Source organism: Pseudaeromonas sp. HNCC25DJ180 (genome assembly GCF_055413345.1).
Genome location: NZ_JBVAYF010000006.1, coordinates 105,101 through 129,727 on the forward strand (window position 1 = coordinate 105,101; position 24,627 = coordinate 129,727).

At 54.6% G+C, this 24,627-nt stretch carries 23 protein-coding genes; 7 read left to right on the forward strand and 16 right to left on the reverse strand.

What is annotated here, in order from left to right:
* Window positions 1-10 precede the first annotated feature (10 nt).
* From epsI to ACZYTD_RS07225, 6 genes are read right to left on the reverse strand one after another with little or no spacing between them, the layout of a single operon-like run.
* The gene (gene epsI / locus ACZYTD_RS07200; protein ID WP_463890694.1) at window positions 11-688 is read right to left on the reverse strand and encodes an exosortase-associated protein EpsI, B-type; all 678 of its coding nucleotides are present in this window, start codon (window positions 686-688) and stop codon (window positions 11-13) included.
* A 1-nt stretch (window position 689) separates the two neighbouring features.
* Entirely contained in the window at window positions 690-1,562 is an 873-nt protein-coding gene (xrtB, locus tag ACZYTD_RS07205; protein WP_463890696.1) for an exosortase B, read from the reverse strand.
* A gap of 9 nt (window positions 1,563-1,571) precedes the next feature.
* The gene (epsG, locus tag ACZYTD_RS07210) at window positions 1,572-2,432 is read right to left on the reverse strand and encodes a chain length determinant protein tyrosine kinase EpsG (protein WP_463890699.1); all 861 of its coding nucleotides are present in this window, start codon (window positions 2,430-2,432) and stop codon (window positions 1,572-1,574) included.
* 13 nt (window positions 2,433-2,445) lie between these two features.
* Entirely contained in the window at window positions 2,446-3,837 is a 1,392-nt protein-coding gene (gene epsF / locus ACZYTD_RS07215) for a chain length determinant protein EpsF (RefSeq protein WP_463890702.1), read from the reverse strand.
* Between the two features lie 13 nt (window positions 3,838-3,850).
* On the reverse strand, window positions 3,851-4,636 hold the full coding sequence (locus ACZYTD_RS07220; RefSeq protein ID WP_463890704.1) for an SLBB domain-containing protein: 786 nt from the start codon (window positions 4,634-4,636) through the stop codon (window positions 3,851-3,853).
* Window positions 4,636-5,574, reverse strand: coding sequence for an EpsD family peptidyl-prolyl cis-trans isomerase (locus ACZYTD_RS07225; protein ID WP_463890706.1), 939 nt, complete (start codon window positions 5,572-5,574; stop codon window positions 4,636-4,638). The genes ACZYTD_RS07220 and ACZYTD_RS07225 overlap by 1 nt, the downstream gene beginning before the upstream one ends.
* A gap of 308 nt (window positions 5,575-5,882) precedes the next feature.
* On the opposite strand from ACZYTD_RS07225, the gene ACZYTD_RS07230 reads away from it, so the two are divergent.
* The gene (locus tag ACZYTD_RS07230; RefSeq protein WP_463890708.1) at window positions 5,883-6,245 is read left to right on the forward strand and encodes an endonuclease domain-containing protein; all 363 of its coding nucleotides are present in this window, start codon (window positions 5,883-5,885) and stop codon (window positions 6,243-6,245) included.
* Between the two features lie 521 nt (window positions 6,246-6,766).
* Here the strand turns inward: ACZYTD_RS07230 and ACZYTD_RS07235 are convergent.
* From ACZYTD_RS07235 to rhlB, 7 genes are all read right to left on the reverse strand, one after another.
* Complete coding sequence (locus ACZYTD_RS07235; RefSeq protein WP_463890710.1) at window positions 6,767-8,269, reverse strand: undecaprenyl-phosphate glucose phosphotransferase; 1,503 nt, start codon at window positions 8,267-8,269, stop codon at window positions 6,767-6,769.
* A gap of 11 nt (window positions 8,270-8,280) precedes the next feature.
* On the reverse strand, window positions 8,281-9,414 hold the full coding sequence (locus ACZYTD_RS07240) for a hypothetical protein (protein ID WP_463890712.1): 1,134 nt from the start codon (window positions 9,412-9,414) through the stop codon (window positions 8,281-8,283).
* Window positions 9,415-9,746: 332 nt separating this feature from the next.
* Window positions 9,747-10,232, reverse strand: coding sequence for a PEP-CTERM sorting domain-containing protein (locus ACZYTD_RS07245; protein ID WP_463890714.1), 486 nt, complete (start codon window positions 10,230-10,232; stop codon window positions 9,747-9,749).
* 116 nt (window positions 10,233-10,348) lie between these two features.
* Complete coding sequence (locus tag ACZYTD_RS07250; protein WP_463890716.1) at window positions 10,349-10,813, reverse strand: PEP-CTERM sorting domain-containing protein; 465 nt, start codon at window positions 10,811-10,813, stop codon at window positions 10,349-10,351.
* 173 nt (window positions 10,814-10,986) lie between these two features.
* Window positions 10,987-11,559: a PEP-CTERM sorting domain-containing protein gene (locus ACZYTD_RS07255; protein WP_463890717.1), complete on the reverse strand. Its 573-nt coding sequence runs from the start codon at window positions 11,557-11,559 to the stop codon at window positions 10,987-10,989.
* A gap of 592 nt (window positions 11,560-12,151) precedes the next feature.
* The gene (gene gppA, locus ACZYTD_RS07260; protein ID WP_463890719.1) at window positions 12,152-13,642 is read right to left on the reverse strand and encodes a guanosine-5'-triphosphate,3'-diphosphate diphosphatase; all 1,491 of its coding nucleotides are present in this window, start codon (window positions 13,640-13,642) and stop codon (window positions 12,152-12,154) included.
* Window positions 13,643-13,654: 12 nt separating this feature from the next.
* Entirely contained in the window at window positions 13,655-14,935 is a 1,281-nt protein-coding gene (gene rhlB, locus ACZYTD_RS07265) for an ATP-dependent RNA helicase RhlB (protein ID WP_463890720.1), read from the reverse strand.
* A gap of 131 nt (window positions 14,936-15,066) precedes the next feature.
* Here rhlB and trxA point away from each other — a divergent pair, with 131 nt between their 5' ends.
* Together trxA and rho are read left to right on the forward strand one after the other, a co-directional pair.
* Window positions 15,067-15,393 (forward strand): thioredoxin TrxA, encoded by a 327-nt coding sequence (gene trxA / locus ACZYTD_RS07270; RefSeq protein ID WP_463890721.1) that lies wholly within the window; start codon window positions 15,067-15,069, stop codon window positions 15,391-15,393.
* Between the two features lie 197 nt (window positions 15,394-15,590).
* Window positions 15,591-16,856, forward strand: a complete 1,266-nt coding sequence (gene rho, locus ACZYTD_RS07275) for a transcription termination factor Rho (RefSeq protein WP_463890724.1) — start codon at window positions 15,591-15,593, stop codon at window positions 16,854-16,856.
* Between the two features lie 120 nt (window positions 16,857-16,976).
* On the opposite strand, the gene ACZYTD_RS07280 is transcribed toward rho, so the two are convergent.
* Window positions 16,977-17,972: a D-alanine--D-alanine ligase gene (locus ACZYTD_RS07280; RefSeq protein WP_463890726.1), complete on the reverse strand. Its 996-nt coding sequence runs from the start codon at window positions 17,970-17,972 to the stop codon at window positions 16,977-16,979.
* A gap of 181 nt (window positions 17,973-18,153) precedes the next feature.
* Here ACZYTD_RS07280 and ACZYTD_RS07285 point away from each other — a divergent pair, with 181 nt between their 5' ends.
* The 4 genes from ACZYTD_RS07285 (at window position 18,154) to fre (ending at window position 21,574) form a co-directional block, all read left to right on the forward strand.
* The gene (locus tag ACZYTD_RS07285) at window positions 18,154-18,780 is read left to right on the forward strand and encodes a hypothetical protein (protein ID WP_463890728.1); all 627 of its coding nucleotides are present in this window, start codon (window positions 18,154-18,156) and stop codon (window positions 18,778-18,780) included.
* A gap of 14 nt (window positions 18,781-18,794) precedes the next feature.
* Window positions 18,795-19,157, forward strand: a complete 363-nt coding sequence (locus ACZYTD_RS07290; protein ID WP_463890731.1) for an MmcQ/YjbR family DNA-binding protein — start codon at window positions 18,795-18,797, stop codon at window positions 19,155-19,157.
* 225 nt (window positions 19,158-19,382) lie between these two features.
* Window positions 19,383-20,852, forward strand: coding sequence for a 4-hydroxy-3-polyprenylbenzoate decarboxylase (gene ubiD, locus ACZYTD_RS07295; protein ID WP_463890734.1), 1,470 nt, complete (start codon window positions 19,383-19,385; stop codon window positions 20,850-20,852).
* Between the two features lie 26 nt (window positions 20,853-20,878).
* On the forward strand, window positions 20,879-21,574 hold the full coding sequence (fre, locus tag ACZYTD_RS07300; protein ID WP_463890737.1) for an NAD(P)H-flavin reductase: 696 nt from the start codon (window positions 20,879-20,881) through the stop codon (window positions 21,572-21,574).
* Window positions 21,575-21,647: 73 nt separating this feature from the next.
* Here fre and ubiK read toward each other — a convergent pair whose 3' ends face one another.
* Together ubiK and ACZYTD_RS07310 are read right to left on the reverse strand one after the other, a co-directional pair.
* A complete protein-coding gene (ubiK, locus tag ACZYTD_RS07305; protein WP_463890740.1) occupies window positions 21,648-21,902 on the reverse strand; it encodes a ubiquinone biosynthesis accessory factor UbiK in 255 nt (84 codons plus the stop codon).
* A 148-nt stretch (window positions 21,903-22,050) separates the two neighbouring features.
* The gene (locus ACZYTD_RS07310) at window positions 22,051-24,552 is read right to left on the reverse strand and encodes a hypothetical protein (protein ID WP_463890743.1); all 2,502 of its coding nucleotides are present in this window, start codon (window positions 24,550-24,552) and stop codon (window positions 22,051-22,053) included.
* Between the last annotated feature and the right edge of the window lie 75 nt (window positions 24,553-24,627).

Sequence of the window (24,627 nt, forward strand, 5' to 3'; positions counted from 1 at the left end):
GTTAAGGCAATTAATTATTACCAAGAATAAGCTGACGACCTTTTACACTTAAATTTGATACCAACTCCGAGATAAACTTTTTTTGCTCAGCTGACGCTTGCACATAATCTGTATCGATACTTGAAATTCTAAATAGGAGTCCATCTGGTATCTGCCTTTGTAAACCATAGCGAACTCTGGCCAAACCCTGCTCTATATTTCCCCTGACTAATGAATCACCTATTCTTACCCAGTAGATGACTGGTTCGTGTCTGTTTTCATATGTGGCAAGCATTTCCATGACCGGTATTCTTGTAGAACCTATATCCAATGTTGTTTTTTTCTTATCTGAAATATGGAAGCCTTGTGCCGCATAACACACCTCGGGCCTATGGATCTGTAGAGCCCGGCTTTGCTCTCCTCCATAAGAGACTGATAGCATGATCCTATATCCGGTTTTTTTATGTATATAACTTCTTGACAATACCTGACTATATATATCATCAAGTTGCTTCTGTACGTCACCATTAACAACTAGACCGGATTTATCATCTTCAGCCACCCAATCATCAAATTCCCTTGGAATGCTATTTTCTAATATGCTTTTTTCGATACTGACATGGCCCTGTGCATGCGGCCGCATGGCATATGCTGCTATGGCGGATAAAATCATAACTAAAGATAACAGTAAGCTTTTAGTGTTTAACATATCATCTCCTGCTTACTTTTTTAAAAAACAACACAATCAAAAATGCATCAATACAATAAAGCGTCAACAAGGCAATTACGAACAAGAACATACCCGCCACACCATGAATAAAACCTTGCCCTGCTGCCGAACCTAAGTGATAAGTCACAAGAACTAGCACTATAACACGCATGATATTTGCCAGTATGGCGACTGGAGGAATAAAAACTATCAATATAAAATTATGAAGTAACGATTTGTATTGCTGCAAATACAAATAAATCACACCCAGAGCAAATAAGCTAAAAAGAGAATTCAAACCAGAGCACGCATCTGCCACCAATAGCTGATAATTTCCTACCGTCAATGTGACACCACTGCGTGCGACTGGATAATCAAGATAATACAGCAATTGTTCAGCTACTGCCGAAACACCTTGTTTTAGCTCATTGGTCAATGCATCGACTACAACCCCTGGCAATGGGATTAGAAACAGCATGAAAAACAAGACAAATTTAACTTTGCATACCCCTGTCCACCCCTTATATAAGACTATCCACCCGACAGTAAGTGGAATATATGCAAACACCTCTACCGGTAGTATTTTCTGTGAGTGTCCAACCACATAGAGTAAAAGTGCTGGAGTGATCATAATCCAGCCGCCTAATGAACCTCGTGTGGGCATGCCTAATAAATCAGGTATTTCACGCCATAATAGCCAAGCAAACACAGCCAATAAGATGGGACCATGGTCTTGATCCACAGAATTCCACAACTCTTTATCTAGTTGTAAAATTGATGGAATAACTAGGCTCAGAATACCTAGCAATAGTAGCCCATGATGGACCGACCATCGGTTCACATTTATGTTAGCCAGCATTGGATTCTGAGCCATATAGAGCCTTTAATGGTTATTTAACACACAACCCAAGATCTGAGATCCCGTGTTTCTTATTTGACCTATTGCCTCTTGTAATCCTTTAGTTTTAGTTTCATTTTGGTTTGCCACTAAAACGACGCCGTGGACCGGTGCTGCAATAACTTGGGCATCAACACAACTATCAAGAGCTGGCGAGTCAATCAGGATCACATCAAAGTGCTGCTCCAGCTCATCCAGCAAGAGCTTGAACTGGGGGCGCGCCAACAGCTCCTGGGGGTTAGGGGCCGGGGTACCGCTGGTCAGCACGGAAAGACCCGGCAGGCGGTTGATCTTGTGGATGCAGCCAATATCAGCCCGATCGGCCAGAATATCGGTCAAGCCCTGACGGTTGGTCAACTTGAACAGCAGGTGCTGCTGACTATCCCGCAAATCCGCATCAATCAGCAGGGTGCGCTCGCCCAGTTGGGCGAAGACCACGGCCAGATTAGCCGCCAGTTCGGTACAGCCGCTACCCGCCTCATCGCTGACCAGCACCAGGGCCTTGTGCCCTTGCTGGATCCAGCGCTGGTTGAGCAGGCTGCGCAGGCTGCGCAGCCGCTCTACATAGGGGGTGTAAGGGTAGTAAGCCGCCACCACCTGCTCAGAGACCAAGCCATCCCCCGGTTGTAGATAGGCGTAAGAGAACTGGCGGGCCAGGGCAAACTGAATGTCTGCCTCCTTGATATAACCCAATTCAATAGCGGCCTCGCCGAAGCGGATCTTGCGCTCCTGCTGGCGCAGCAATACTTTTTCCGCCTGCTGCTCGGTGAGTCGACCACTCTCCAGCAGCACACGACCAATCTTGCCTACCTGAGTCGGCGCTTCGATGACATCTTGTTGCGACATGTTGCGATCCTCTTTAGACAGTAGGGGCCAGATGGCTGCTTGCGGCGGGCTTGATGGCTTTGGCGCTGTAGTGACCGCTGAGATCGGCCAGCACCGGTATCTGCAACAGTTGCTCGATATCGGCGGTGGAGCGAATGCGGCGATCCTGCAACTCCAGCAGCAGTGCAAACCCCACCCCTAGCAGGGAACCCAAGAAGCAGGCCAGGATCAGATTGATCAACACCTTAGGCTTCGAAGGGTTGCTCGGCTCTGGTGCCGCCTTGAGCACAGCCACGTTGGTAGCATCTGAGTTACTCTCCATGGCGGCTTCAGAGAGCTTCTGCATGGCCACTTCATAGACTCGTTGGGCTGAGTCTACATCGCGCTGCAGTATATCCAGCTTGGAGCGTTGAGCCTTGAGCTCCAGCACCTTGGCTTTCTGCTCGGCTAGCGCCTGTTGCAGGCTGGCCTGACGCAGTTGAGCGTTATCGGCAGTATTATCCAGCCCCTTGGTGTACTGACGGATCAGGGCGCTCAGTTGCTGACGGGTAGAGCTCAGCTCGGCCTGAGCCTGCTTATAGAGCGGGTGATTGGGGCCCTCTTTGGAGGCTAACAGCTTGAACTTGGCCTCCTGCTGCGCCACCTGAGCCTTGAGCTGCTGGATCAGCGGGTTATTCAGCACATCTGGCGCCACATCCTTGCTATCGCTGCGGGCACGGGATTCCGCATCGAAACTCTGGGCCTGGGCATTCACCAGTTGAGTGGAGATATCGGCCAGACGCTGGGTCTCGATATCCAGCCGCTCATCGGTGGCCACTATGCCCTGGGCCTGTTGGAAGTCAGAGAGGCGCACCTGGGCCTGCTCCAGCTTGCCCTGCACCGTTTTCAGTTGTTGCTGGAAGAAGATGCTGTTCTGTTGCGCCGAGCCGGAGCGGATCTGGATGATCAGCGCCTTATAGGCATCAATAAAGGTATTGGCCAGGGTCGAGGCGAAGGCAGGATCCGGCGAGGTATAGGTCAGATTAATCACGTTGCTCTCGCGGGAGGGTTTCACATCCAACCCTTTGAGAACACTATCCGCCAACCAATCGCGAATATCGCCCTTACCTTTTTGGTCTTCAGCAAACTGCTGCTGGGCCTCGGCGAATTGATCCAGTTTCAGCAACTCCACCACCTTACGGGCGGTCTCATGGCTGGTGAGGATATCCACCTGAGTGGCCAGGTAGCCCGGGATCAGCTGCCCCGACATGGGCATATTGCTGAGCGGATCGAGCTTGCCGGTATCAATGGCGATGGAGGCTTCGGCGGTATACTGCTTGGGTAGCAGTAACGAAACCCCCAGCGCGGTGAGCACCACGGTAAACAGCACCGCCAAGAGGGCGATGCGGCGGGCTTTAAGGATCTGCAGGAATTGTTGAAAACTCATGGTCAAGGCTCCGTTAGAACAGGCTTTCAGTCACGAAGATCACATCTTCGGCCTGTAGGGAATGGGTCAGCTCGACCTCTTTTTTCTCCAGCTCGCCATTCTTGGCTTTGCGCTGCAGCTCGATACCACTCTTGTCGGCCTTGGGACCAAAGCCACCGGCCTGGGCCAGCGCCTGCATCACAGTCATACCTGGCTCCAGGCGATAGGAGCCTGGGCGGTTGACTTCACCGTAGACAAACACCTGCTTGAAGCGCGGCACATAGAGCTGGTCACCAGACTTGAGCATCATATTGACGACCGGGTTACCCTCCTGGATGAGCGAAGGCAGATATAACTGCTGCTGCTTGCCATCCCGCAGCAGGTAGACGATATCGCCCCCCGCCGCCGCGACGCCGCCGGCATTGGCCAGCATGGTCACCAGCGAGGTTTCCCCCTCCAGGCGATAGCGACCTGGACGATTCACCTCACCAATGACCGAGACCAGCTGACTGCGGTAACCGGTGATCAGTATGTTGACGTGGGCATCCTGCACATAGCCGCCCTGCTCCAGCCGTTTGGCGATTTCATTTTCGGCCTGACTAAAGGTGAGACCCGCCAGCTTGACCCGCTTGATAAGCGGTACGCTCAGGGTGCCGTCATCGGTGATCTCGGCTTCAAACTGCATGTCCGGGTGGTCATAGACCGCAACCTTGATGACATCACCGGCACCCAGGGTATAGCGGTTCGCTGGCGTCGGTGCCGCCTGCAGTGCCACGCTGGCCGCCAGGCAGCCGATGAGTAACAACCATTTCTTCACCATTATTTCAGCCCCTTCAAACCAGACTTCAGATGATCATCACCCGCGGCTTGGCTACTTTGAGCCGCAGAGGCCGCTGGGCTTTCCACTTTAGCCGCTGTGCCTTCATCAAACTTTTGCAGATACTCAAGTTTGGCCTTCTGCTTCAACTGTTCGAGCTTGCTGCTGCCTTCACTCTGCAACTTGCCCTGCTTGAGATGCTGCAAAATGGCAGAACGCGACTGCTCATAGCTCATGGGGGCCGCAGTGCGCCCTTTAAGCTGCATCATCACTATGTTGCCCGCCTCTTTGACTTGCACTATGTCGCCCAACTGCATCTGGGTGAGTTGCTTGACCACGGCTTCCGGCAGGGCTTCAGCCGGGGTAGAGGTACGAGTGCTGGTAAAGTTGACGCCGTGCTCTTTGAGTATGCTGGCTGTCTGTTCATCAGTACTGGAGCTATTCAAGGCGGTCGCCGTCTCTGGCGTCAGGGCATCGGCCTTGACCAGGAAGGCCGCCAAGGCATACACCTGACGCTCGGCGAACAGATGAGGATTAGCCTGGTAGAACGCCTTCAGGTCAGTCTCTGAAGGATCCTTGATTGAGGCCATCTCTTGACCTGCAGCAGCCTGGGCCAGTACCTGGCGCTTGGCAAACTCCATGGCCTGCAGCACATTGGGGTTGCGATCCAGCTTCTTCTCGGTCGCCAGTTGCACCAGCAGCTCCTGCTGGATCAGCTCATCCAGCAGGGCTTGCTTGCTGCGTTGCTGGGCCTTGGGCAGGTTCTGGTTTTGCGCCAACAGATAGTTGAGCTGCAGCACTGTGATCTCTTTGCCATTCACCCGCGCCAACACCTGGCTCGGCGAGCTAGCCTTATCATCACCACAGCCCGTCAAGGCCAACGCCATGACAAGCGCAGCACTCAGCAGTGTCCTAGTGGTCATCACTTTTTTCTTATGCATAGTCATTCGCTCTCAACTCTGTTGGTATCAATTTGTTTTTAAATTCGTTAACCCCCCGCTAAAAACGGGAGGAGAAATGCCGCTCCTCCCCCTGCTAAGGGGGAGGCAGGGAGGGGGTGGCTCTGGCTTCTAGAGCTCAAGAGCCTAACCCCACCCCAACCCTCCCCTTGAAAAAAGGGGAGGGAGAAATGCTGCTCCTCCCCCTGCCAAGAGGGGGGGCCGGAGGGGTAACGGTAACAATGTCAGTCACCTAGTCCCGAAGGTCGCCTAAACTTTCTACATCATCATCGATTTGAAGTGCACGACCGATGGGCAATATTTTTAATCCAAAAACTCTAATTGGTTTCCGCCAACAGCTGCGTGGCAACATAACAAACCCAGAGAAAATTCTTTGGCACCGTCTTAATAAACAACAGCTTGATGTCAAATTCCGTCGTCAACATGGCATCGGTTGCTACATTGTCGACTTTTACTGCCCATCCAAGCGTTTGGTCATAGAGATTGATGGAGAAAGTCATTTCACACCTGAAGCGCAAGATGCCGATCAAACCAGAGACCGATATCTTAACTCACTGAATCTGATTGTTCTCAGATTCACCAACCCGCAAATTGCTCACGAAATCGATGCAGTATTGGCCAACATTAAGCAAACGCTCGATCAAATTAAATAGAGCCCCCAGCCCTCCCCTTGAAAAAAAGGGAGGAGAAATGCTGCTCCTCCCCCTGCTAAGGGGGAGGCCGGGAGGGGGTGCTCTGGCTTCTAGAGCTCAAGAGCCTAACCCCACCCCAGCCCTCCCCTTGAAAAAAAGGGGAGGGAGAAATGCTGCTCCTCACCCTGCCAGGGGGTGGCCGGGAGGGGGTGACTCTGGCTTCTAGAGCTCCAGAGCCTAACCCCACCCCAACCCTCCCCTTGAAAAAAAGGGGAGGGAGAAATGCTGCTCCTCCCCCTGCTAAGGGGGAGGCCGGGAGGGGGTGCTCTGGCTTCTAGAGCTCAAGAGCCTAACCCCACCCCAGCCCTCCCCTTGAAAAAAAGGGGAGGGAGAAATGCTGCTCCTCACCCTGCCAGGGGGTGGCCGGGAGGGGGTGACTCTGGCTTCTAGAGCTCAAGAGCCTAACCCCACCCCAGCCCTCCTTGAAAAAAGGGGAGGGAGAAAATCTACTCCTCACCCTGCCAAGGAGGTGGTTGAAGGGGCTAGTAGGCGTTGCCTTCCCGCTTGATCACCTGATAGACGGTCATGAAGATGATCTTGATGTCCATAAAAAGTGACCAGTGGCGCAGGTAATCCAGATCAAACTGTACCCGTTTTTCCATCTTGTCCAGGGTGTCGGTTTCACCGCGACAGCCATTTACCTGGGCCCAACCTGTGATGCCAGGCCGCACCTTGTGACGAATCATGTAGCCCTTGATCAACTTGCGATAGTACTCGTTGTGGGCGTTAGCATGGGGGCGCGGCCCTACTATGCTCATGGAACCTTCCAGCACATTCAGGAACTGGGGCAGTTCATCCAGCGAGCTCTTGCGCAAGAAACCGCCTATGGGGGTGAAGCGCTGATCATTTTGCTGCGCCTGAGTCACCTTGGCGCCATCTTCCATCACCGTCATGGAGCGGAACTTATAGACCATGATGCTCTTGCCATCAGCACCATAACGCCGCTGCTTGAAGATCACAGGGCCAGGCGAGGTCACTTTTACCGCCACCGCGGTCGCCAGCATGATGGGCCAGATCAGCGCCAGAATCATCAGGCCAAAGACCACATCCGAAGCGCGTTTGATCACAGCTTTGATACCGCGGAAAGGTGACTCGCAGATGCAAACCACCGGGATGCCCGCCACGTGATCCACATGAGCTTGTATCATATCGAAGATAAAGAAGTCGGGGACGAAATAAATGGAGGCCGTGCTGTCTTGCAGCTCATCCAGCAGCTTCATCACCCGGGGTTGTGACGACATGGGCAGGGAGATATAGACTCGATTGATATCATTTTGCGCTATATACTCCGGCATCTGGTTGAGCGTGCAGAGCAGATCCGCTTGGGTAATCCCCTCCAGACGATTCAACTCGCGATCATCAAAGAAACCCACAAACTCCATATTCAGATAGGGGTTGCCGCAGATCCGCGCCCGCAGGGCCTGACCTGCCTGGTTGGCACCGACTATGGCTACTCGCCGGCGTTTGGCCTTGAACAGGGATGGCAACAGCAGGCTTTTTACCCCGGTATGGGTCAACAGCAGGGCCATGGGCGCAGCGACAAACCAGGTGAGAATATAGGGGGGGTAGAAGTACTCGGCTATGCCACTGACATAGCCGATGAGACCCAGGCTCAGGACAATGAAGAGCCAACTGCCGATGAAGCTGCCGAGCCCCTGCCAGGAGCGAAAACTTCCCGGCAGAAACAAGAAGGCCCCATCCATAAAGATGATGGTCAGCAAAAAGGCCATGGCCGCCAAAATGACTTCCGGGCCGCTAAAGGTCACCTCGAAGAAGAAATGCAACAGGTAGAGGCTGGCGACCACCACAATGGGATCGATAAAAGATTTGAACAGGGTAGTCAGTGGAGCGATCTTCTCCATCTCGCCCAGTCGGGTCGCCATGGTGGGCGTCATCAGCTCATAATGACTCGCCGCTGCTTGTGACTCCCTCTCCTGCTGCCCATTCGCAGGCTGAACATGGGGAAGCGATGCAATATCGTTCATATCCTGTCCTGTTAGTATTTGAATTGAAGATCCAGACCGATTTGCTCGTCTTGGTAGCCATTGAAGGAGAGATTGCTACTGCGCTCCTCACTTTGCACGAAGAGATTACTGCTGAAGAAGTCGCGCGGGCTCCAGCCCAACCCCAGACGATAGCTGTCTGTCGTATCATTCTGTTGGGGTAACCGGGAGTTCTCCACCACGCCATAGCTGGTCTTGCGTCGCTTCCAGGAGGCATTCCAACCCAGCTTGGTTGTCATACGCCAATCGGCCTGCAGGTTATAGGCATTGGTCATACTCAGCCGCAGATTAGCCCCAGGATCATCGGCATCACGATTATATGCCGTGCTGAGTCGCAACTTTTCACTGTATTGCCAACTTGCATCGGCCCCACCAAAAAAGTCACTGCTATGGCTGCCATTGGCATCAAATTGCCAGGCGATACGCCCGATACTGGCCCCCAGATTCACCTTAGGCGTCACAGGCCACAGGGTGCCGAGCTTGAGCTTGTTTTGGCTGTAGTCGCGACTGAGCACTTGTTGTAGTGGCTCGGTAAAATGGATATCTCGATTGTCGTAGCGCAGAGTGCCCTGGGTGCCCTTATCTGTTATCCAGCCACCCGCCACACCAAACCCCTGATCGACCAGGTTGAGATAACGCTGAGTGTCGTGATACTTCTCTTTACGGCTGGCATCAAACAGCGCCTTACCGTTGCGCTCACCCCCATACGCCACGCCACCCGAAAAGATCTGCTCATTGATCATGTCTTTCACGCCCAAGGCGACATCTTCGAACGAGGCAAGATTTTGGCTGTTTTCGTAGCCTAACTGCGGATGCCAGAGCTCCCCCACTGCACCGTTCCAGCGAACTGAGGTGTCATGCCCGGTATACTGCATTTCGCTGTTGTTCTGATAATGGGGCTGGAAGATAGAGGCATCCAGCGACACTTGCTGCCGCGAAAAGGTGTTGTCGTACAGGGCACGCAAGGTAGGGGTGTAGATGGTGTCGCTACGACTCAGATCGCCACTGCTTTGACCATCGGCCAGACGAAACACGTTGTCGTCATGCAGGGTAGAGAGTGAGGCCAGCGCCTTAAAATGGTCGGTCTCATCGTAGTGAGCCTGGGCATGCAGAGAAATCAGGGACAACCCCATAGCTACCGCAAGGCAATAAGGGTATTGCCCTTTATGTTTCTCTAATTGTCGCAAATCCAATACCTCAAGACTCAGCGTGAATAATAAAATGGGTAACGGGGATCAGGTTATCTCTTTTTTTGCTACAGACAATATAGAGAGTGCTAGATAGTGATGTTCGGCATTCACTCATATTTTCGACTGAACTTATCTCAGCACAATCTCATCTTGCTCTGTAAAAATAAGCCGCATAAAAATAAAGGAATAATGGTCGTCAGCAACAAGAATATTCTCATTTGCTACCAGCCATTATTCCTATTTTGCACTCGGCCTTTTACAAGCCAAATTTAAGCGAAGGAAACAGTTGCACTCTTGCGGCGACGTGCCAGCAGCAGACCCAGCAGACCCACACCCATCAGGGCATAAGTTTCTGGCTCAGGCACAGCAGGCAGAACCTTGTTCACAGTGAAGCTGCTAACACCATTGGTGCTAACAATGTTGGTGAGTTGGAATGTGGTGCCCGCGTTGGGTTTGATGGTCAAAGTCCCGGTGCTGCTCTTCAACTGCTTAGCTACACCAGACAGCAAAGAGGCATTATCTTCATCGGCTTCTACACCATAAGCCTTCAGTGAATTCCCTTCCAGCGTGTAATCACCCAGGCCCAGCAGGGTCGCGGTGAAGTCCAGCACGGACTTGGAGTAACCAGACAACAGTGTAATGACCAGACTTTCACCCTTGCTACCATCGGCAGAATAGAGTGCCGCGTTAGCAGAACCACCTGAAAGTACACTCACCATGGCTACGGCAGCCATCCATTTTACTAATTTATTCATAGCGTTAATCTCCATATTAACCAGCTATACAAGCAACGATGCCTACATCTACTACTCAAATCTGGGTGCGTCAGCTTAATTTTTTTATACTGCTAAATCGGCACCCACTCAACCTATCAGGCAATCGCCTGAACAGCACTCTTGCGACGACGGCCCAGCATCAGCCCCAGCAGACCCACACCCATCAGGGCATAAGTTTCTGGCTCAGGCACAGCGGCAATGGTGAAGTTCTCACCAGAGATGCCATTGGCATTTACTGTGATGGAAGAACCTGCCGTCGGTATCAGGGAGAAGTAGCTAACAGAACTGCCCTCTTCTGATGAACCAGTAACGTAGTATTTGGTCTTGGGCTTATTCAAGGCTGTAGCTCCAGCCTCAGCATCACCGGTTGTAGAGAGAGTAAATTTGCCTACAACTTGAGTCACGAAGCTAACCCAAGAACCGTTATCACCACCCAACAGGGTAACGAGCAAGCTTTGACCCAGGTTACCATCTGCCTTGTATACGGCAGCTTGAGCATTACCACCCAACAGCGCAGTCGCAACCACAACTGAGGCCGCCCATTTAACCATTTTTTTCATAACAATTATCTCCAAATCTATTTACTCGAAGGCAACAGCAGTAAATACCTTTAAGCCATCTTGAGCAGATATAATATTTTTCTCGGTTAGTTTATTTTACGGTGCCAATACCCATACTCATCCTGAGCGCATATCAACACCAAATAATCTTTTATCTTATTCTTATTTTTATTTTAAACAGCAAAACGGGAACTCATTGATACCCGTTTTCTGTTACGAGCACGTGACAGCAGCAGCCCCAGCAGACCCACACCCATCAGGGCATAACTCTCTGGCTCGGGTACGGCAGGCGTCACATTGCCATTCACGGTGACATTATTGGAGACGATGACATCCCCAATCACGGTCACGTCATTGATGTTAGCTCCGCTGATACGAATACCGTTCAAAGCGTAGCTATCGTTAGAGGTGATCTGCAGGCGCAGCATGTTGGCACTGTTTTTCCCACTGCGGCTGAAAGAGCCCGCACCAGTCATGCCATCAGAGAAGACTTGGGAACCATCCGGCTCGGAGAAGAGGGTATAAAGCAAACGGCCGGGAGTGCTAGTGGTCGTCGCATCAAAGCCTATGACCAGATCCGCCAGATTGGCGTTGGCAATCTGGATAGTCACAGCACTTTTGGCGTTTACGGCAAACCCTTTGCCCTGACTCTCAGCCAAGGTATAGCTCTTGGCGCTAGCAGCACCAGCAAACAACATGCTCGACATTGCGATGGCGGAAAGCCAGTTATTCAATCCTTTGCTCATTTGTTGCTCCCTGTTGGCTTTTGGCCAGGTGATTCTCTGCATAATGTTAACCGGCTGTACCGCGCTAGGCTTCCTAGCTTCTCGCACCAGCAGCCGATCAGCTACTAATTCTATTGGCTTTGCTAAGCCACTTCTTGTCTAAAGCGTCAACACTTACCAGCACTTTAGAACCACCACGACTGATACCACATTCATGGTTGATGCCAATTTTACTGACTTCTGTCAAATTTTCCTCAACTTTTTGATTGCCATGATCATCTTTTCTGCAGCCCGATCAGGATTGTCAAAAAAAACATTATCAATCAATTAGTTGAAATAGATCAGGCTACCGAGAGACCAAAGGAAAATCCAATCCAGAGCGTATATTACACGCCCTTTGTGACAGCTAGATTTATGATTAATTACCGATCTGGTCAGCAGACAAGCCGTTTTGCACCAAAATAGCCCTCTGGCACCATGATGATTCACCACCTTGAGCACCCATCTGCCAACTCATCAGCCACCTCATCAGCCACCTCATACGTTTTTACTCTAATTCGCGCTGCAACTGGCATTAAAAAAGAGCCTTTCGGCTCCTTGGTATTCTAAAGGGTTACTCTTCGACTATCCGGGTCGGCCAACCCATCAGGGTCTGTCGCTTAGCCTCTTCCTGCAACTCCGAGGCACGCAGGTAATGGCCCTGCTGCCACCCTTGGGGTAGCCAGATGGTGAGCTTATCCTCGTCCGCCTCAAAGCGAAACTCGGGCACTGTGCCTTCGGTGCGGCGCATGCAGAGGATAATCGCCAGACGCAGCAGGCGAGCCAGATGACAGGCCTGATTCATGGAGACCGCATTCTGGCGCTCCAGGGCATCCAGTTTAAAATCATCACGCTGATTTAACAGCAGCGCCGACAACAGCTGCTTCTGGGCTGGAGTGAAGCCCGGCATGTCGATGTTATCTATGATGTAGGCCGCATGCTGGGGCGCCTTCTTGTACTCGATGCACAAGCCTAGCTCGTAGAGCATGGCAGCCCAGCGCAGCATAGGCCGCCCATACTGCTCGCTCAGATGCCAAGCGGCCTTGAGCTGAACGAAAGCCGTCAGCACCACATTGCGCACTCGCTCCGCCTGTTCACGATCCAGCTGGTAGCGGGTGATCAGACTCTCGGCGGTACGTTCCCGCGCATCACAATCTCGCTTACGTCCCACCATGCCGTAGATCAAGCCTTCGCGCAGGGCGCCGCCAGCCAGAGTCATGTTGTCGATCTTGAGGGTTTCGAAGATGGCGATGAGGATGGCGAGGCCGGTCGGAAACACCGTCAGCCGTTCGGGCGCCAAGCCCTGCAGGGCCAGTTGCTCGGTACGGCCGCACAACTCAGCCTGGGCCCTGAGCTCCAGCAGCTTGGGCAAGGTGACTCGCTCACTACGCCCCTGGGCAATCATGATCTCCTGCAGCGCCTGCACAGTACCGGAGGCACCGACACAGGTGATCCAGCCCATATCCACATAGCTTTGTTGCACATCAGCCAGTATCGCTTTGGCGCCGAGTATCGCCGCATCAAAGTTATGGGCGTTGAGCAGGCCATCGCTGAAATAGCGTTTGAGCCAGGTGACACACCCCATATGCAGACTGTTGAGTAGCTTGGCATCGTTCTGTTCGCCAATCACCAGCTCGGTACTGGCGCCGCCTATGTCGATGACCAGTCGCTTGCCTTCACCGCTAGAGGTCCAGGAGACCCCCTGGTAGATGGTGCGCGCCTCATCTTCACCGCTGATCACCTCAATGTGGTGACCCAGGATGCGCTCGGCTTCGATCAGGAAATCGGCGACATTCTCCGCCAGACGTAGGGTTGCGGTGCCAACGATACGGGTATTCTCTTTAGGCACGTCCTGCAACTGTTCGGCGAACAGACGCAAGCAGTCCCAACCCCGCGCCATGGCCTCATGGCTCAGACTGTTGTTGGCATCCAGGCCCGCCGCCAGGCGAACCTTGCGTTTAACCTTGGCGACTGTACGGATAGCGCCGGCCACCTCTCGCACCACCAGCATATGAAAGCTGTTGGAGCCTAGATCTATGGCCGCATAGAGAGGTGACTGGTTCACTGTGACATCCTGTCAGGGTTTTCTGGGCCCACGACGACGACCCGCACTCGGTTGTCTGTCCCGCATATTACGATTCACGCCCGCACGATGACGATGGATACGCTTCGGCGCAGTGACATCCTGCAGCAGCGCTTGGCGATCATATTTGCTCATCGGGATCGGATGGCGAATGTACTCTTCGATACCCGGCAGGTTGAAGGCATAATCTTCACAGGCAAAGCTGATGGAGTGCCCACTCTTGCCAGCACGACCGGTCCGGCCGATGCGATGCACATAGTCTTCGCAATCATCGGGCAAGTCATAGTTAAAGACGTGAGTCACATCGGGGATGTGCAGACCACGAGCGGCCACATCAGTCGCCACCAGTATGTCCAGCGTGCCCTTGGTGAAATCCTCCAGGATCTTCAACCGCTTCTTCTGGGGTACATCACCGGTCAGCAGACCGACTCGGTGGCCATCCTGCTCCAGCCAGCCATGCACCTCTTCACAGACATGCTTGGTGTTGGCAAAGACGATGGCTTTATCCGGCCACTCCTCTTCGATCAGGGTCAAGAGCAGCAGCATCTTATCTTCGTTGGAGGGGTAGAAGAGCTCCTCCTGAATGCGTACTCCCGTCATCTGTTCGGGTTCAATCTGTACATGCTGTGGTTGGTTCATATGCTCATAGGCCAGCTCCTGCACGCGCAGCGACAGGGTGGCGGAGAAGAGCATATTCAGACGCTGGGCAGGCGGCGGCATGCGGCGGAACAGCATGCGGATATCCTTGATGAAGCCCAGATCGAACATGCGATCCGCTTCATCCAACACCACGGCCTGGATGCGTGACAGATCTATGATGCCTTGCTTCATATAGTCAATGATGCGGCCTGTGGTGCCGATCAGCACATCCACGCCCTTCTCCAGGACGGCAAGTTGCTTATCGTAGCCATCGCCACCATAGGCCAGACCCAGCTTGAAGCCGGTGCTCTCGCCCATAGGTTCAGCATCATTATAGATCTGCACCGCCAGCTCACGAGTCGGCGCCATGATCAGCACGCGCGGCTGATTGGTTTGGCGCCCTTCGGCAGCAGGATGCATCAGCAGGTGGTTAAAGATACCCGCCAGGAAGGCAATGGTCTTGCCGGTCCCGGTTTGCGCTTGGCCAGCGATATCCTTACCTGCCAATAGAATGGGAAGGGAGAGCGCCTGGATCGGCGTACAGTAATGAAATCCCTTGGCTTCCAGACCGGCCAGAACCTGTGGCTCTAGCCCCATCTGGGCGAATTTTACGTCAGTTAAGTGTGTTTTGCTCATGGCGGACAGGTTATCAGGTTAGACTTGCAATAATAAACAGGATCATTTCAAATAGGGCAACTATTTGCCTTTTATTTACATCTATTGGCTATGTTTGCCAACAGCTGTTCAACACTAGACTGGAGTGGTAGATGAGTGACAAGATTGTTCAACTGACCGATGCCAGCTTCGAAGCAGACGTGATCAAGGCCCAAGGCCCGGTACTGGTCGACTTCTGGGCTGAATGGTGTGGCCCTTGCAAAATGATTGCCCCTATCCTGAATGAGGTGGCCGATGAGTATGCAGGCAAACTGACTGTTGCCAAGCTGAATATCGACCAGAATGCCGAGACCGCACCTAAGTACGGTATTCGCGGTATCCCGACTCTGCTGCTGTTCAAGAACGGCGCCGTGGCGGCGACCAAGGTAGGCGCGCTCTCCAAGTCACAGCTCAAAGACTTCCTGGACGCCAACCTCTAATTGCATAACAGGGGCGCGTTTCTAGCGCCCCTGCTTTTTATAGCTGCCGGAATAGACGCCTCGTCTATTTGATGCTAACTTATACAACGAGCTTAGCAACAACCCATTCGCGCTGACCTGCGCTCTCTCCTATCGAAAGCAGCCTCAATCCAGCGACCGTCTAACCGCTTCACTTCCTTTGAAACACATTCATCACCATGAATCTTACTGAACTTAAAAATACTCCTGTCTCTGAGCTAGTACAGCTTGGCGAAAACATGGGCCTGGAAAACCTGGCTCGTTTGCATAAAAAAGACATCATTTTCGCCATCCTCAAGGCTCACGCCAAGAGCGGGGAAGATATTTTCGGTGATGGTGTGCTGGAGATCCTGCAGGATGGTTTCGGCTTTCTGCGCAGTGCCGACAGCTCCTATCTGGCCGGCCCGGATGACATCTATGTCTCCCCCAGCCAGGTGCGCCGCTTCAACTTGCGCACCGGTGATACCATCTCCGGCAAGATCCGCCCGCCGAAAGAGGGTGAACGTTACTTCGCGCTGCTGAAGGTCGACACCGTCAACTATGACCGACCGGAAAATGCCCGCAACAAGATCCTGTTCGAAAACTTGACCCCGCTGCACCCCACCAAACGGATGCGTCTGGAGCGCGGCAATGGTTCGACCGAAGATATTACCGCCCGTGTGCTGGATTTGGCCTCACCCATAGGCAAGGGACAGCGTGGCTTGATCGTCGCACCGCCAAAAGCCGGTAAGACTATTCTGCTGCAGAATATTGCCCAGAGCATCACCAGAAATCACCCAGAGTGTGAACTGATAGTGCTGCTGATCGACGAACGTCCGGAAGAAGTGACCGAAATGCAACGCATGGTCAAGGGCGAAGTCGTCGCCTCTACCTTCGATGAACCGGCCACCCGTCACGTCCAGGTAGCCGAAATGGTTATCGAAAAGGCCAAGCGTCTGGTCGAGCACAAGAAGGATGTGGTGATCCTGCTGGACTCCATCACCCGTCTGGCTCGCGCCTACAACACCGTCATCCCCTCCTCCGGCAAGGTATTGACCGGTGGTGTGGATGCCAACGCCCTGCACAGACCGAAGCGCTTCTTCGGTGCCGCCCGTAACGTGGAAGAGGGTGGTTCACTCACCATCATAGCCACCGCTCTGGTCGATACCGGCTCCAAGATGGACGAAGTGATCTACGAAGAGTTCAAGGGTACAGGGAACATGGAATTGCATCTGGCGCGTAAGATCGCCGAGAAGCGCGTCTACCCGGCCATCGACATCACTCGCTCCGGTACCCGTCGCGAAGAGTTGCTGGCACTGCCGGAAGAGCTGCAGAAGATGTGGATACTGCGCAAGATCATCCACCCCATGGGCGAAATCGAAGCCATGGAGTTCCTGATCGACAAGCTCTCCATGACCAAGACCAACGACGAATTCTTCGAAGCCATGAAGCGTCAGCAAAAGTAAGCAACCCAATTCAATGGGTTAAACCAAGGGCGGGATAATTTCCCGCCCTTTTTCGTTTCCGCTGTTCAAAGCCTATTCATAACGACGGCTCCCCTCCCCTCGAAAGCAAGGGCGTCTGGGCTATTTGCTCACGGCGCTCTCTACGTTCTGCAGCAGGAACTGACCAAAATCATGGCCATGGTGCTGCAGCATCTTGGGGAACATGGAGATGGGCGTCATGCCGGGGAAGGTGTTGATCTCGTTCAGCAGAATTTCGCCCTCGCTGGTGAGGAAGAAATCGACCCGCGACAGCCCCTTGAGTTTGAGCTGGGTGAACGCCTTGAGCGCCAGGGTACGGATGGTTTCCACCTGCTCGGCACTCAGATCCGTCACATCCAGCCGGGTCGTGGAGTGGCTGCTGCTGCTGTACTTCTCTTCAAAGCTGTAGAACTCATCACCGGGCAGACAGATCTCACCCGGCTTGGTCGCCACCAGTTCATCACCATATTGGTAGACAGCCACCTCCAGCTCTCGAGGCTTGACCGCCTTCTCCACCAGCACTTGGGCGGAATAACCAAACGCCTGGTTGATGGCATCGGAGAGTCCGGCCACGTCCGTCACCTTGTAGCAACCCACGGAAGAACCCTGGCTCGCCGCCTTGACGAATACCGCGCCCCAGCGGCGCATGGCCTGATGGGCCTCGGCATGAGCGGCACCATCGTTTTCACTCAAGAAGACGAAGGGGGTATTGGGAATGCCCAGCGCCGTCAGCCACAGCTTGGTGCTCACCTTATTGAAGCAGAGTTTGCTACCTTCGGAGCCACAACCCAGATAGGGCAGACCCGCCAGCTCGAGCAGGGATTGAATATCGCCAGTTTCACCGGGGAAACCATGGATGCAGGGCACCACATAATCGACGCGCCAGCTCTCGCCAGCAACCAGCAGTTGCTTATCCAACCCCAGGCTGCAGTGACGACCATCGGCCGCCTGCCAATGGTCGGCGAATAATTCGACGCGCACCACCTCGATACCGGGCAGGGCCTTGAGTTGCTGTTCCAGAAAATTGGCACTCAACAGGGAGATGTCATGCTCACTGCTACCACCCCCACACATCAGGAGCACATGGTGCTTGTTCATTGCTTGATTCCTTGCATCGCTAATGCGCCGGCCACGCTGGTCGGGCTGACAATCAGAGCAGGCAGTCTATCAATGCCGGGCAAGTGGGGAAAGCGTGAAGCGGGGAGAAGATGGCCATTTGCTCCGCGCCGGTGAATTCCCTATCCTTGAGGCCACGGTTTGCGCCTCTCAAGGAAATCTCATGCGTCTGCTCTGCCTGCTTTGCGCCCTGTTGTTGAGCGCCTGTGTGACGGTTGATCCCAAAGCCGAACAAAAGGCCCTGCAGCCCAAACTCCAGCCCGTCTTTGAGGCTCTCAACAACGAGAAGAACCAACGCGCTATCTTCGAACTGCAAAGTGGTAGCAATCAAGCACTCGAGGCCGTGCTTACCGACCCCAACAGCTATGAGCCGCCCGTGCTCTTCGCCCTGGCCCAACAACTCTACAATCAGGGCGAGATCACCCCGGCGCTCTTCTGGTTTTATACCGCCCAACTGCGGGCCCGCTCCGATGCCAACAAGTCGCAGGATCCCACTACCCAGCAAGGGGTCACCCAGCTCAGCGGCCAGTATGGTGCCGAAGTCAATCGCTATGGCCTGACCCATCTGGATGAGCTCAAGAGTACGATCAACCATGTCTTGGCATGGGATGCGCAGAGTGCGCGCTATTACAACCCGCGCTGGGTGGCGCTTTCCGGGGCGGATGCCTATACCAAGCAGGAGATCGCCTTCAAGCCCCAGGAGCAGTGGCGCAAGATCGATGAAGAGACGCGTAACGGTTTCCAGCAAGGCTTCCAACAGCTGCTGCGAAAATTTAATCGCCTGGATTAACGCGAGGAGGCCCCATGGATCTGCCGCAACTGCGTGACTATCTGGGAGCCAAACCGGGAGCGATGGAAGATCTCCCCTTTGGCCCCGAAGTACTGGTTTTGAAGGTGGCAGGCAAGATGTTTGCCCTGGTGGCCTGGCAAGAACTGCCCCTTGCTCTCTCGCTCAAGGCCGAGCCCCAACAAGCCCTGCTCTGGCGCGAGCTCTACCCCGCCGTCACCGCTGGCTACCACTTGAACAAGCAGCACTGGAATACCGTGCGCCTGGATGGCTCACTGCCCGATACCCTGCTGCAGGAGATGATAGACCACTCCTGGCAACGGGTTGTCGCGGGTCTGAAGAAGAGTGAACGGTTGGCCCTGCTGGGCAACCAGGGCTGATAGGCACCGAAGTGGCTGTCTCCTTGCTTCACTCCGAAGTGGGTGTCCCCTTGCTTCACCCTTGCTTCATCGAAGTGGCTGTCCCATTCACGGAAAAGTGTCCCATTCATGCCTCCCATTCATGGAGCCCCCTCCCACCTCTTGGCAAGGGGGAAGAGCAAGCTCCGCTCCCACTCCTGAAGTAGCCGTGTATAATTGATCAAGGCGCAGAGATAGAGTAACCATATGAAATATAAGGATCTTCGTGATTTTATCGCCCTACTGGAGCAAAGGGGCTTGCTCAAGCGCATCCAGCAAGAGATCGATCCCTATCTGGAGATGACCGAGATCAGCGATCGCACCCTGCGCGCCGGCGGCCCGGCCCTGCTGTTTGAAAACCCCAAGGGCCACAGCATGCCGGTACTGACCAACCTGTTCGGCACCCCGGAGCGGGTGGCGCTGGGCATGGGCCAGGAGCAGGTCAGTGCCCTGCGTCAGGTGGGCGAGTGGATGGCCATGCTCAAGGAGCCGGAACCGCCCAAGGGGTTGCGGGATCTGATGGATAAACTGCCCATCTTCAAGCAGGTGCTGAATATGCCGGTCAAGCGCCTCAGCAAGGCGCCCTGTCAGGAGCAGGTGCTCACAGGTGACCAGGTGGATTTGACCCGCCTGCCCATTCAGCACTGCTGGCCCGGCGATGTGGCCCCGCTGCTCACCTGGGGGCTCACCATCACCAAGGGGCCCTACAAGAGTCGGCAGAATCTGGGCATCTACCGTCAACAGTTGCTGGGCAAGAACAAACTCATCATGCGCTGGCTGGATCACCGCGGTGGCGCCATCGATCTGAGGGAGTTCCAGGAGCTCAATCCAGGCCAGCCCTTCCCACTGGTGGTGGCCATCGGTGCCGATCCGGCCACGATTCTCGGTGCCGTGACGCCGGTGCCGGATACCCTCTCCGAATACGCCTTCGCCGGTCTGCTGCGTGGCAGCCGTACCGAGGTGGTGAAGGCGCTCTCCTGCGACATCGAGGTGCCAGCCAGTGCCGAAATCGTACTGGAGGGGGTGATCATGCCAGGCGAGTTGGCCCCCGAAGGGCCCTATGGCGATCACACCGGCTACTACAACGAGGTAGACGAGTTCCCTGTTTTCACCGTCACCCACATGACCATGCGCCAGAACCCCATCTACCACTCCACCTATACCGGGCGGCCGCCCGATGAGCCCGCCATGTTGGGGGTGGCGCTCAATGAGGTGTTCGTGCCCCTGCTGCAGAAGCAGTTTCCCGAGATAGTAGACTTCTACCTACCGCCGGAGGGGTGCTCCTATCGTATGGCGGTGGTGACCATCAAGAAGCGCTATCCGGGCCACGCCAAACGGGTGATGCTGGGAGTCTGGAGCTTCCTGCGCCAGTTTATGTACACCAAGTTTGTGATCGTATGTGACGATGATGTTAACGCCCGGAACTGGCATGACGTAATATGGGCCATCACCACCCGGATGGATCCGGCGCGCGACACCACGCTTGTCGAACACACCCCCATAGATTATCTCGACTTCGCCTCTCCGGTTTCCGGCCTGGGGTCTAAAATGGGGTTAGATGCCACCAACAAGTGGCCAGGAGAAACTCAGCGGGAGTGGGGGCGCCCCATCGTCATGGACCATGAGGTGAAACAGCGTATCGACCGCCTGTGGGATTCACTGGGTATCTTCGACTAAGGCCAGAGAGGCCACAAGGACATTGCATGCAACGAATTGAATGCCGCCTGGTAGAGATGAATGAGTGTGCCGAGCACATCTGGCACATCCACCTGCAACCCCAACAGGCCATCTGCTTCAAACCGGGCCAGTATCTGCAGGTGGTGATGGGCGAAAAAGATAAGCGCCCCTTCAGCATCGCCAGTTCCCCCACCCGCACAGGGCTTGAACTGCAGATTGGTGCCGCACCGGGTAACCCCTATCCAGGCGAAGTGCTGGAGCGCTTACGCCAGGAGGGAGCGATCCAAGTCGAGATCCCCTTAGGCAAAGCCTGGCTGCGGGAGGAGTCGCTCCGCCCCATACTGCTGATCGCCGGTGGCACAGGCTACTCTTATGCCCGAGCCCTGTTGCAATACCTGATGGACACCGACATGAGTCGGCCCGTCTATCTCTATTGGGGAGTGCGCCAGGAAGCACAGCTCTATGAGGGTGATGAGATGATGAGCTGGGCCGACGAGTACCAGCACCTCACCTTCGTGCCCGTGGTTGAACACCCGAGCGATGAGTGGCAAGGACGCGTGGGCATGATACACGAAGCCGTGCTGGCCGATTTCGCCACCCTGGATCAGTACGACATCTATGTGGCGGGGCGCTTCGAGATGGCCGCCGTGGTGCGCCAATCCCTGCATCTGCGCGGTGTCAGCGATGAGCACCTGTTCGGCGATGCCTATCAGTTCATCTGACGCGGATCCCTCCGGCAGATAACTGCAGAGGCCACCCGCGGGTGGCCTCTGTATTGGCGCTCGTGCCGCGACCTTAGTCGCGCTCGGCCAGTTGCTGTTCGATCTGGACCAGTTTCTCCTCCAGCGCCGCCAGCTTTTCGCGGGTACGCAGCAGCACCTTGGTCTGCACGTCAAACTCTTCGCGGCTGACCATATCCAGCTTGTTGAGCTGAGACTGCAGCACCTGCTTCACCTTCTTGTCCACCTCTTCACCCAGGTTCTTGATACCGGGCGGTAGGGCGTTGTGGATCTGGCGAGCCATCTCTTCAATCTTCTTTGCGTCTATCATGATCATCTCCTTGGCAGTGGCGCCATTGTGCCCCAGCCCAGAGCCGCTTGCCAGCCCGGCTCGCGGCCAGCCTCAACCAAAAAAACGAGCCCAACCAAGTGGGCTCGTTTATTTACCGCAGGCTCGCGTTTAGCAGCCTAAACCAACGTTATTGCAGCGCCTCGAAGGAGCCATCGGTAAATTTCACCTTGATGAGGCCATTGCTCAGTGTGGTGATATCCCCCACTTTGGTGCCCTCGACATAGACAGCCCCGGCGACGGCCCCATCGCTCAGATTGACCGAGGTAAAGTCCACCGTCACCCCATAGGCATTGGTCACACTCAAGGCCCCGCTCTTCGCCTTCACATCCACGTCGCTCATGCGGAAGGTGTAAGCGGCGCCATCCCAGCTGACCAGCAGGTTGGCATTACCGCCGTTGAGCTTATTCCGCTCCACATTGGCCCACACCTTGGCATTAGGCAGCCCCTCTACGTTCTTCAGCTCCAGGCTGGCCGTCAGATTGGCCTTCAGGAAGTTGCTGTCGGTTTCCACATACTCTGGCAACGTCACCTGCCCCCGGACCCAGTTGCCGTACCAGGCTGCCGACACATAGCTGTTGTTAACCTCAGCCCCAGGAATAGAGGCAAACTGCTCGAGTAGCACGGTTGCGGGATCATAAATGGCCGCCAGCGCACTGTAGCTCTCCTCACCACCGTGGGAGCCCATACCATTATCCAAATCATAAGAGGAGGCATACTGCCCTGACTGCACCACGCCAGAATCATCGACATATTGGTCCTGGCCGTAACGCAACTCCCAATAATTAGCCGTATTCGCCACCTGACTGGCCGCCTTGAGCGCCGCCATCTTGTCGACCGGGATGATATTATAAAGACTTAGATAGAACTCATTCTGCCCATTGAGGAAGGCTAGCAGATCGAAGGTGTCGGCGTTCAGCAGATCCAGCGCCAGGGAGGCGCTCATGCTCTCCTGTTGTTTGGTGACAAATGCGCCACTCAGGGCTACCTGCTTGAGCGTCAGATGAGGGGCACCATCATAGAAGTACTCGGAAACAGGCTCGGTCACCTTGATGAGCTCAAAACCCGCGACCCCAGCGAAGCTGGCACCGTCTGAGACAATCTTCAGGGTCAGATCCTGCAACTTCAAGCCTGTCATCACCTGTTGCAGGTTATCATTGGCCAAGGGCGCACTCAGGCTGGCGGAGAGCGCTCCTTTGCTGATGGTGAGCGAGGTGGAGCCATCTCCCACCGAGCCTTGCAACGCCAACGTCAAAGCTGTCTGCTTGCTACCATTGTCGATGAGTTGCGCCAGATCCAGGGTCGAGTCAACGTTCACATCAACCGTGACTGTGCGTGCGTCGCTCTCACTCCCCTTCAGAGTGCCAAACAGATGTAGTTTGACCCCATTGTAGTTATCCGCCTGCAGGGTCAGGGTACCCAAGGTATTGGCGCCTGAGGTGATAGTCACCTCACGCTTGACCGTGTTGTTGGCTTTCAACTCGGCTTGTAGCTCGCTATCGTTGGTCAGGGTCGTCAACGTCTGCTCTATACCCAACCCCAGGATCTCACTCATGGCCGCAGTGTCGCGATCAAACACCTCGGCCGCGGCATCCACATTCACCCCCAGCGCCTCCAGTGGCTGGTCATAGGAGCCCTCTTTCGCCTTGTTGATCAGGTTGTAGATGAAGCTACGGGTATCCCCCACCACGGCCTTACCCTTTTCCACTGCGCTCTTACCCAGGCTCGGATCCGGCTTGGGTGTGTAGCCGCCCTGCTCATCAATCTGACTCTCAACCAGCTGCTGTTGAGCGGCCACGGCCGCTTCGGCCTCCTGGCTCAACTGGTTCGTCACTGCGCTGTCACTGAGCACCTGCTCCCAGGCTGTGGTCAACTGAGTGATAGTCACCTCGTCACCGCCATCGAAGCCACCATCATCGGCAAATGAGCGAGTCAGCTGGTTGAGCACAGTCGCCAGCGGCTTGTCGCTGGACGTTAATGCCAGCACTGAGGCCCCCAGCGCCGCGGCACGCTGTTCATCCAATGTGGCCGTCGCCATCTGGCTGGCATCGGTAATGTCTTTTACCTGGGTAGCGGCCACATCAAAGCCGACCAGAGTCGAAATTTGGGAGAGAGTCTGGGTGATAGTAGCGGTGGAGACTGGCTGGTTTGCTTTGACCTGGGCGTCCACATAAGCGGCAGCCAGGCTGGTATAGGGGGTGATGGGGATGTTAGCCAACTGGCTGGACGTGACGGGGGGCAACACAGCCTCAAGGGCGAAGTCACTAGTCAAGGCTACAGATTCGCCAAACTTCTTATCACCACAGGCCGTCAGATCGCACTTCATGGTGCTGGTACTGCCAGCCTTAATCTCCAGTTTGACCACGCCACCGGCATAACCTGTCATGGATAGCTGATACTCGCCCTTGGCATTGGTGGTGGCGGTACCGCGCCCCACCCAACCACTGCTGGTCAGCTCATAGGCCGTCACCTCCCCACCCTGGATAACCCCCTTGGCGGCCACCCCGGAGAGCGAGGTTTTGGTCACAGGCGTGGGTTGAGTGCTAGTGCTACTGCTGCCACCACCGCCACAAGCCGTGAGCAGAAGAGCCGAGGTAATTGCCGTGCTAAGAGCCAGTTTCTTCATAATCATTGTTATTCTCCAGTTATCCGTGTCGTCGCATGGTCGATCCATGACTGGGGTATGAAGTTAAATGAATAAGCATGA

Bases quoted from the DNA above. Each gene is read 5' to 3' on its own strand.
- epsI (WP_463890694.1), bottom strand. From the start codon at position 688: ATGTTAAACACTAAAAGCTTACTGTTATCTTTAGTTATGATTTTATCC.
- xrtB (WP_463890696.1), bottom strand. From the start codon at position 1,562: ATGGCTCAGAATCCAATGCTGGCTAACATAAATGTGAACCGATGGTCG.
- epsG (WP_463890699.1), bottom strand. From the start codon at position 2,432: ATGTCGCAACAAGATGTCATCGAAGCGCCGACTCAGGTAGGCAAGATT.
- epsF (WP_463890702.1), bottom strand. From the start codon at position 3,837: ATGAGTTTTCAACAATTCCTGCAGATCCTTAAAGCCCGCCGCATCGCC.
- ACZYTD_RS07220 (WP_463890704.1), bottom strand. From the start codon at position 4,636: ATGGTGAAGAAATGGTTGTTACTCATCGGCTGCCTGGCGGCCAGCGTG.
- ACZYTD_RS07225 (WP_463890706.1), bottom strand. From the start codon at position 5,574: ATGCATAAGAAAAAAGTGATGACCACTAGGACACTGCTGAGTGCTGCG.
- ACZYTD_RS07230 (WP_463890708.1), top strand. From the start codon at position 5,883: ATGGGCAATATTTTTAATCCAAAAACTCTAATTGGTTTCCGCCAACAG.
- ACZYTD_RS07235 (WP_463890710.1), bottom strand. From the start codon at position 8,269: ATGAACGATATTGCATCGCTTCCCCATGTTCAGCCTGCGAATGGGCAG.
- ACZYTD_RS07245 (WP_463890714.1), bottom strand. From the start codon at position 10,232: ATGAATAAATTAGTAAAATGGATGGCTGCCGTAGCCATGGTGAGTGTA.
- ACZYTD_RS07250 (WP_463890716.1), bottom strand. From the start codon at position 10,813: ATGAAAAAAATGGTTAAATGGGCGGCCTCAGTTGTGGTTGCGACTGCG.
- ACZYTD_RS07255 (WP_463890717.1), bottom strand. From the start codon at position 11,559: ATGAGCAAAGGATTGAATAACTGGCTTTCCGCCATCGCAATGTCGAGC.
- rhlB (WP_463890720.1), bottom strand. From the start codon at position 14,935: ATGAGCAAAACACACTTAACTGACGTAAAATTCGCCCAGATGGGGCTA.
- trxA (WP_463890721.1), top strand. From the start codon at position 15,067: ATGAGTGACAAGATTGTTCAACTGACCGATGCCAGCTTCGAAGCAGAC.
- rho (WP_463890724.1), top strand. From the start codon at position 15,591: ATGAATCTTACTGAACTTAAAAATACTCCTGTCTCTGAGCTAGTACAG.
- ACZYTD_RS07280 (WP_463890726.1), bottom strand. From the start codon at position 17,972: ATGAACAAGCACCATGTGCTCCTGATGTGTGGGGGTGGTAGCAGTGAG.
- ACZYTD_RS07285 (WP_463890728.1), top strand. From the start codon at position 18,154: ATGCGTCTGCTCTGCCTGCTTTGCGCCCTGTTGTTGAGCGCCTGTGTG.
- ACZYTD_RS07290 (WP_463890731.1), top strand. From the start codon at position 18,795: ATGGATCTGCCGCAACTGCGTGACTATCTGGGAGCCAAACCGGGAGCG.
- ubiD (WP_463890734.1), top strand. From the start codon at position 19,383: ATGAAATATAAGGATCTTCGTGATTTTATCGCCCTACTGGAGCAAAGG.
- fre (WP_463890737.1), top strand. From the start codon at position 20,879: ATGCAACGAATTGAATGCCGCCTGGTAGAGATGAATGAGTGTGCCGAG.
- ubiK (WP_463890740.1), bottom strand. From the start codon at position 21,902: ATGATAGACGCAAAGAAGATTGAAGAGATGGCTCGCCAGATCCACAAC.
- ACZYTD_RS07310 (WP_463890743.1), bottom strand. From the start codon at position 24,552: ATGATTATGAAGAAACTGGCTCTTAGCACGGCAATTACCTCGGCTCTT.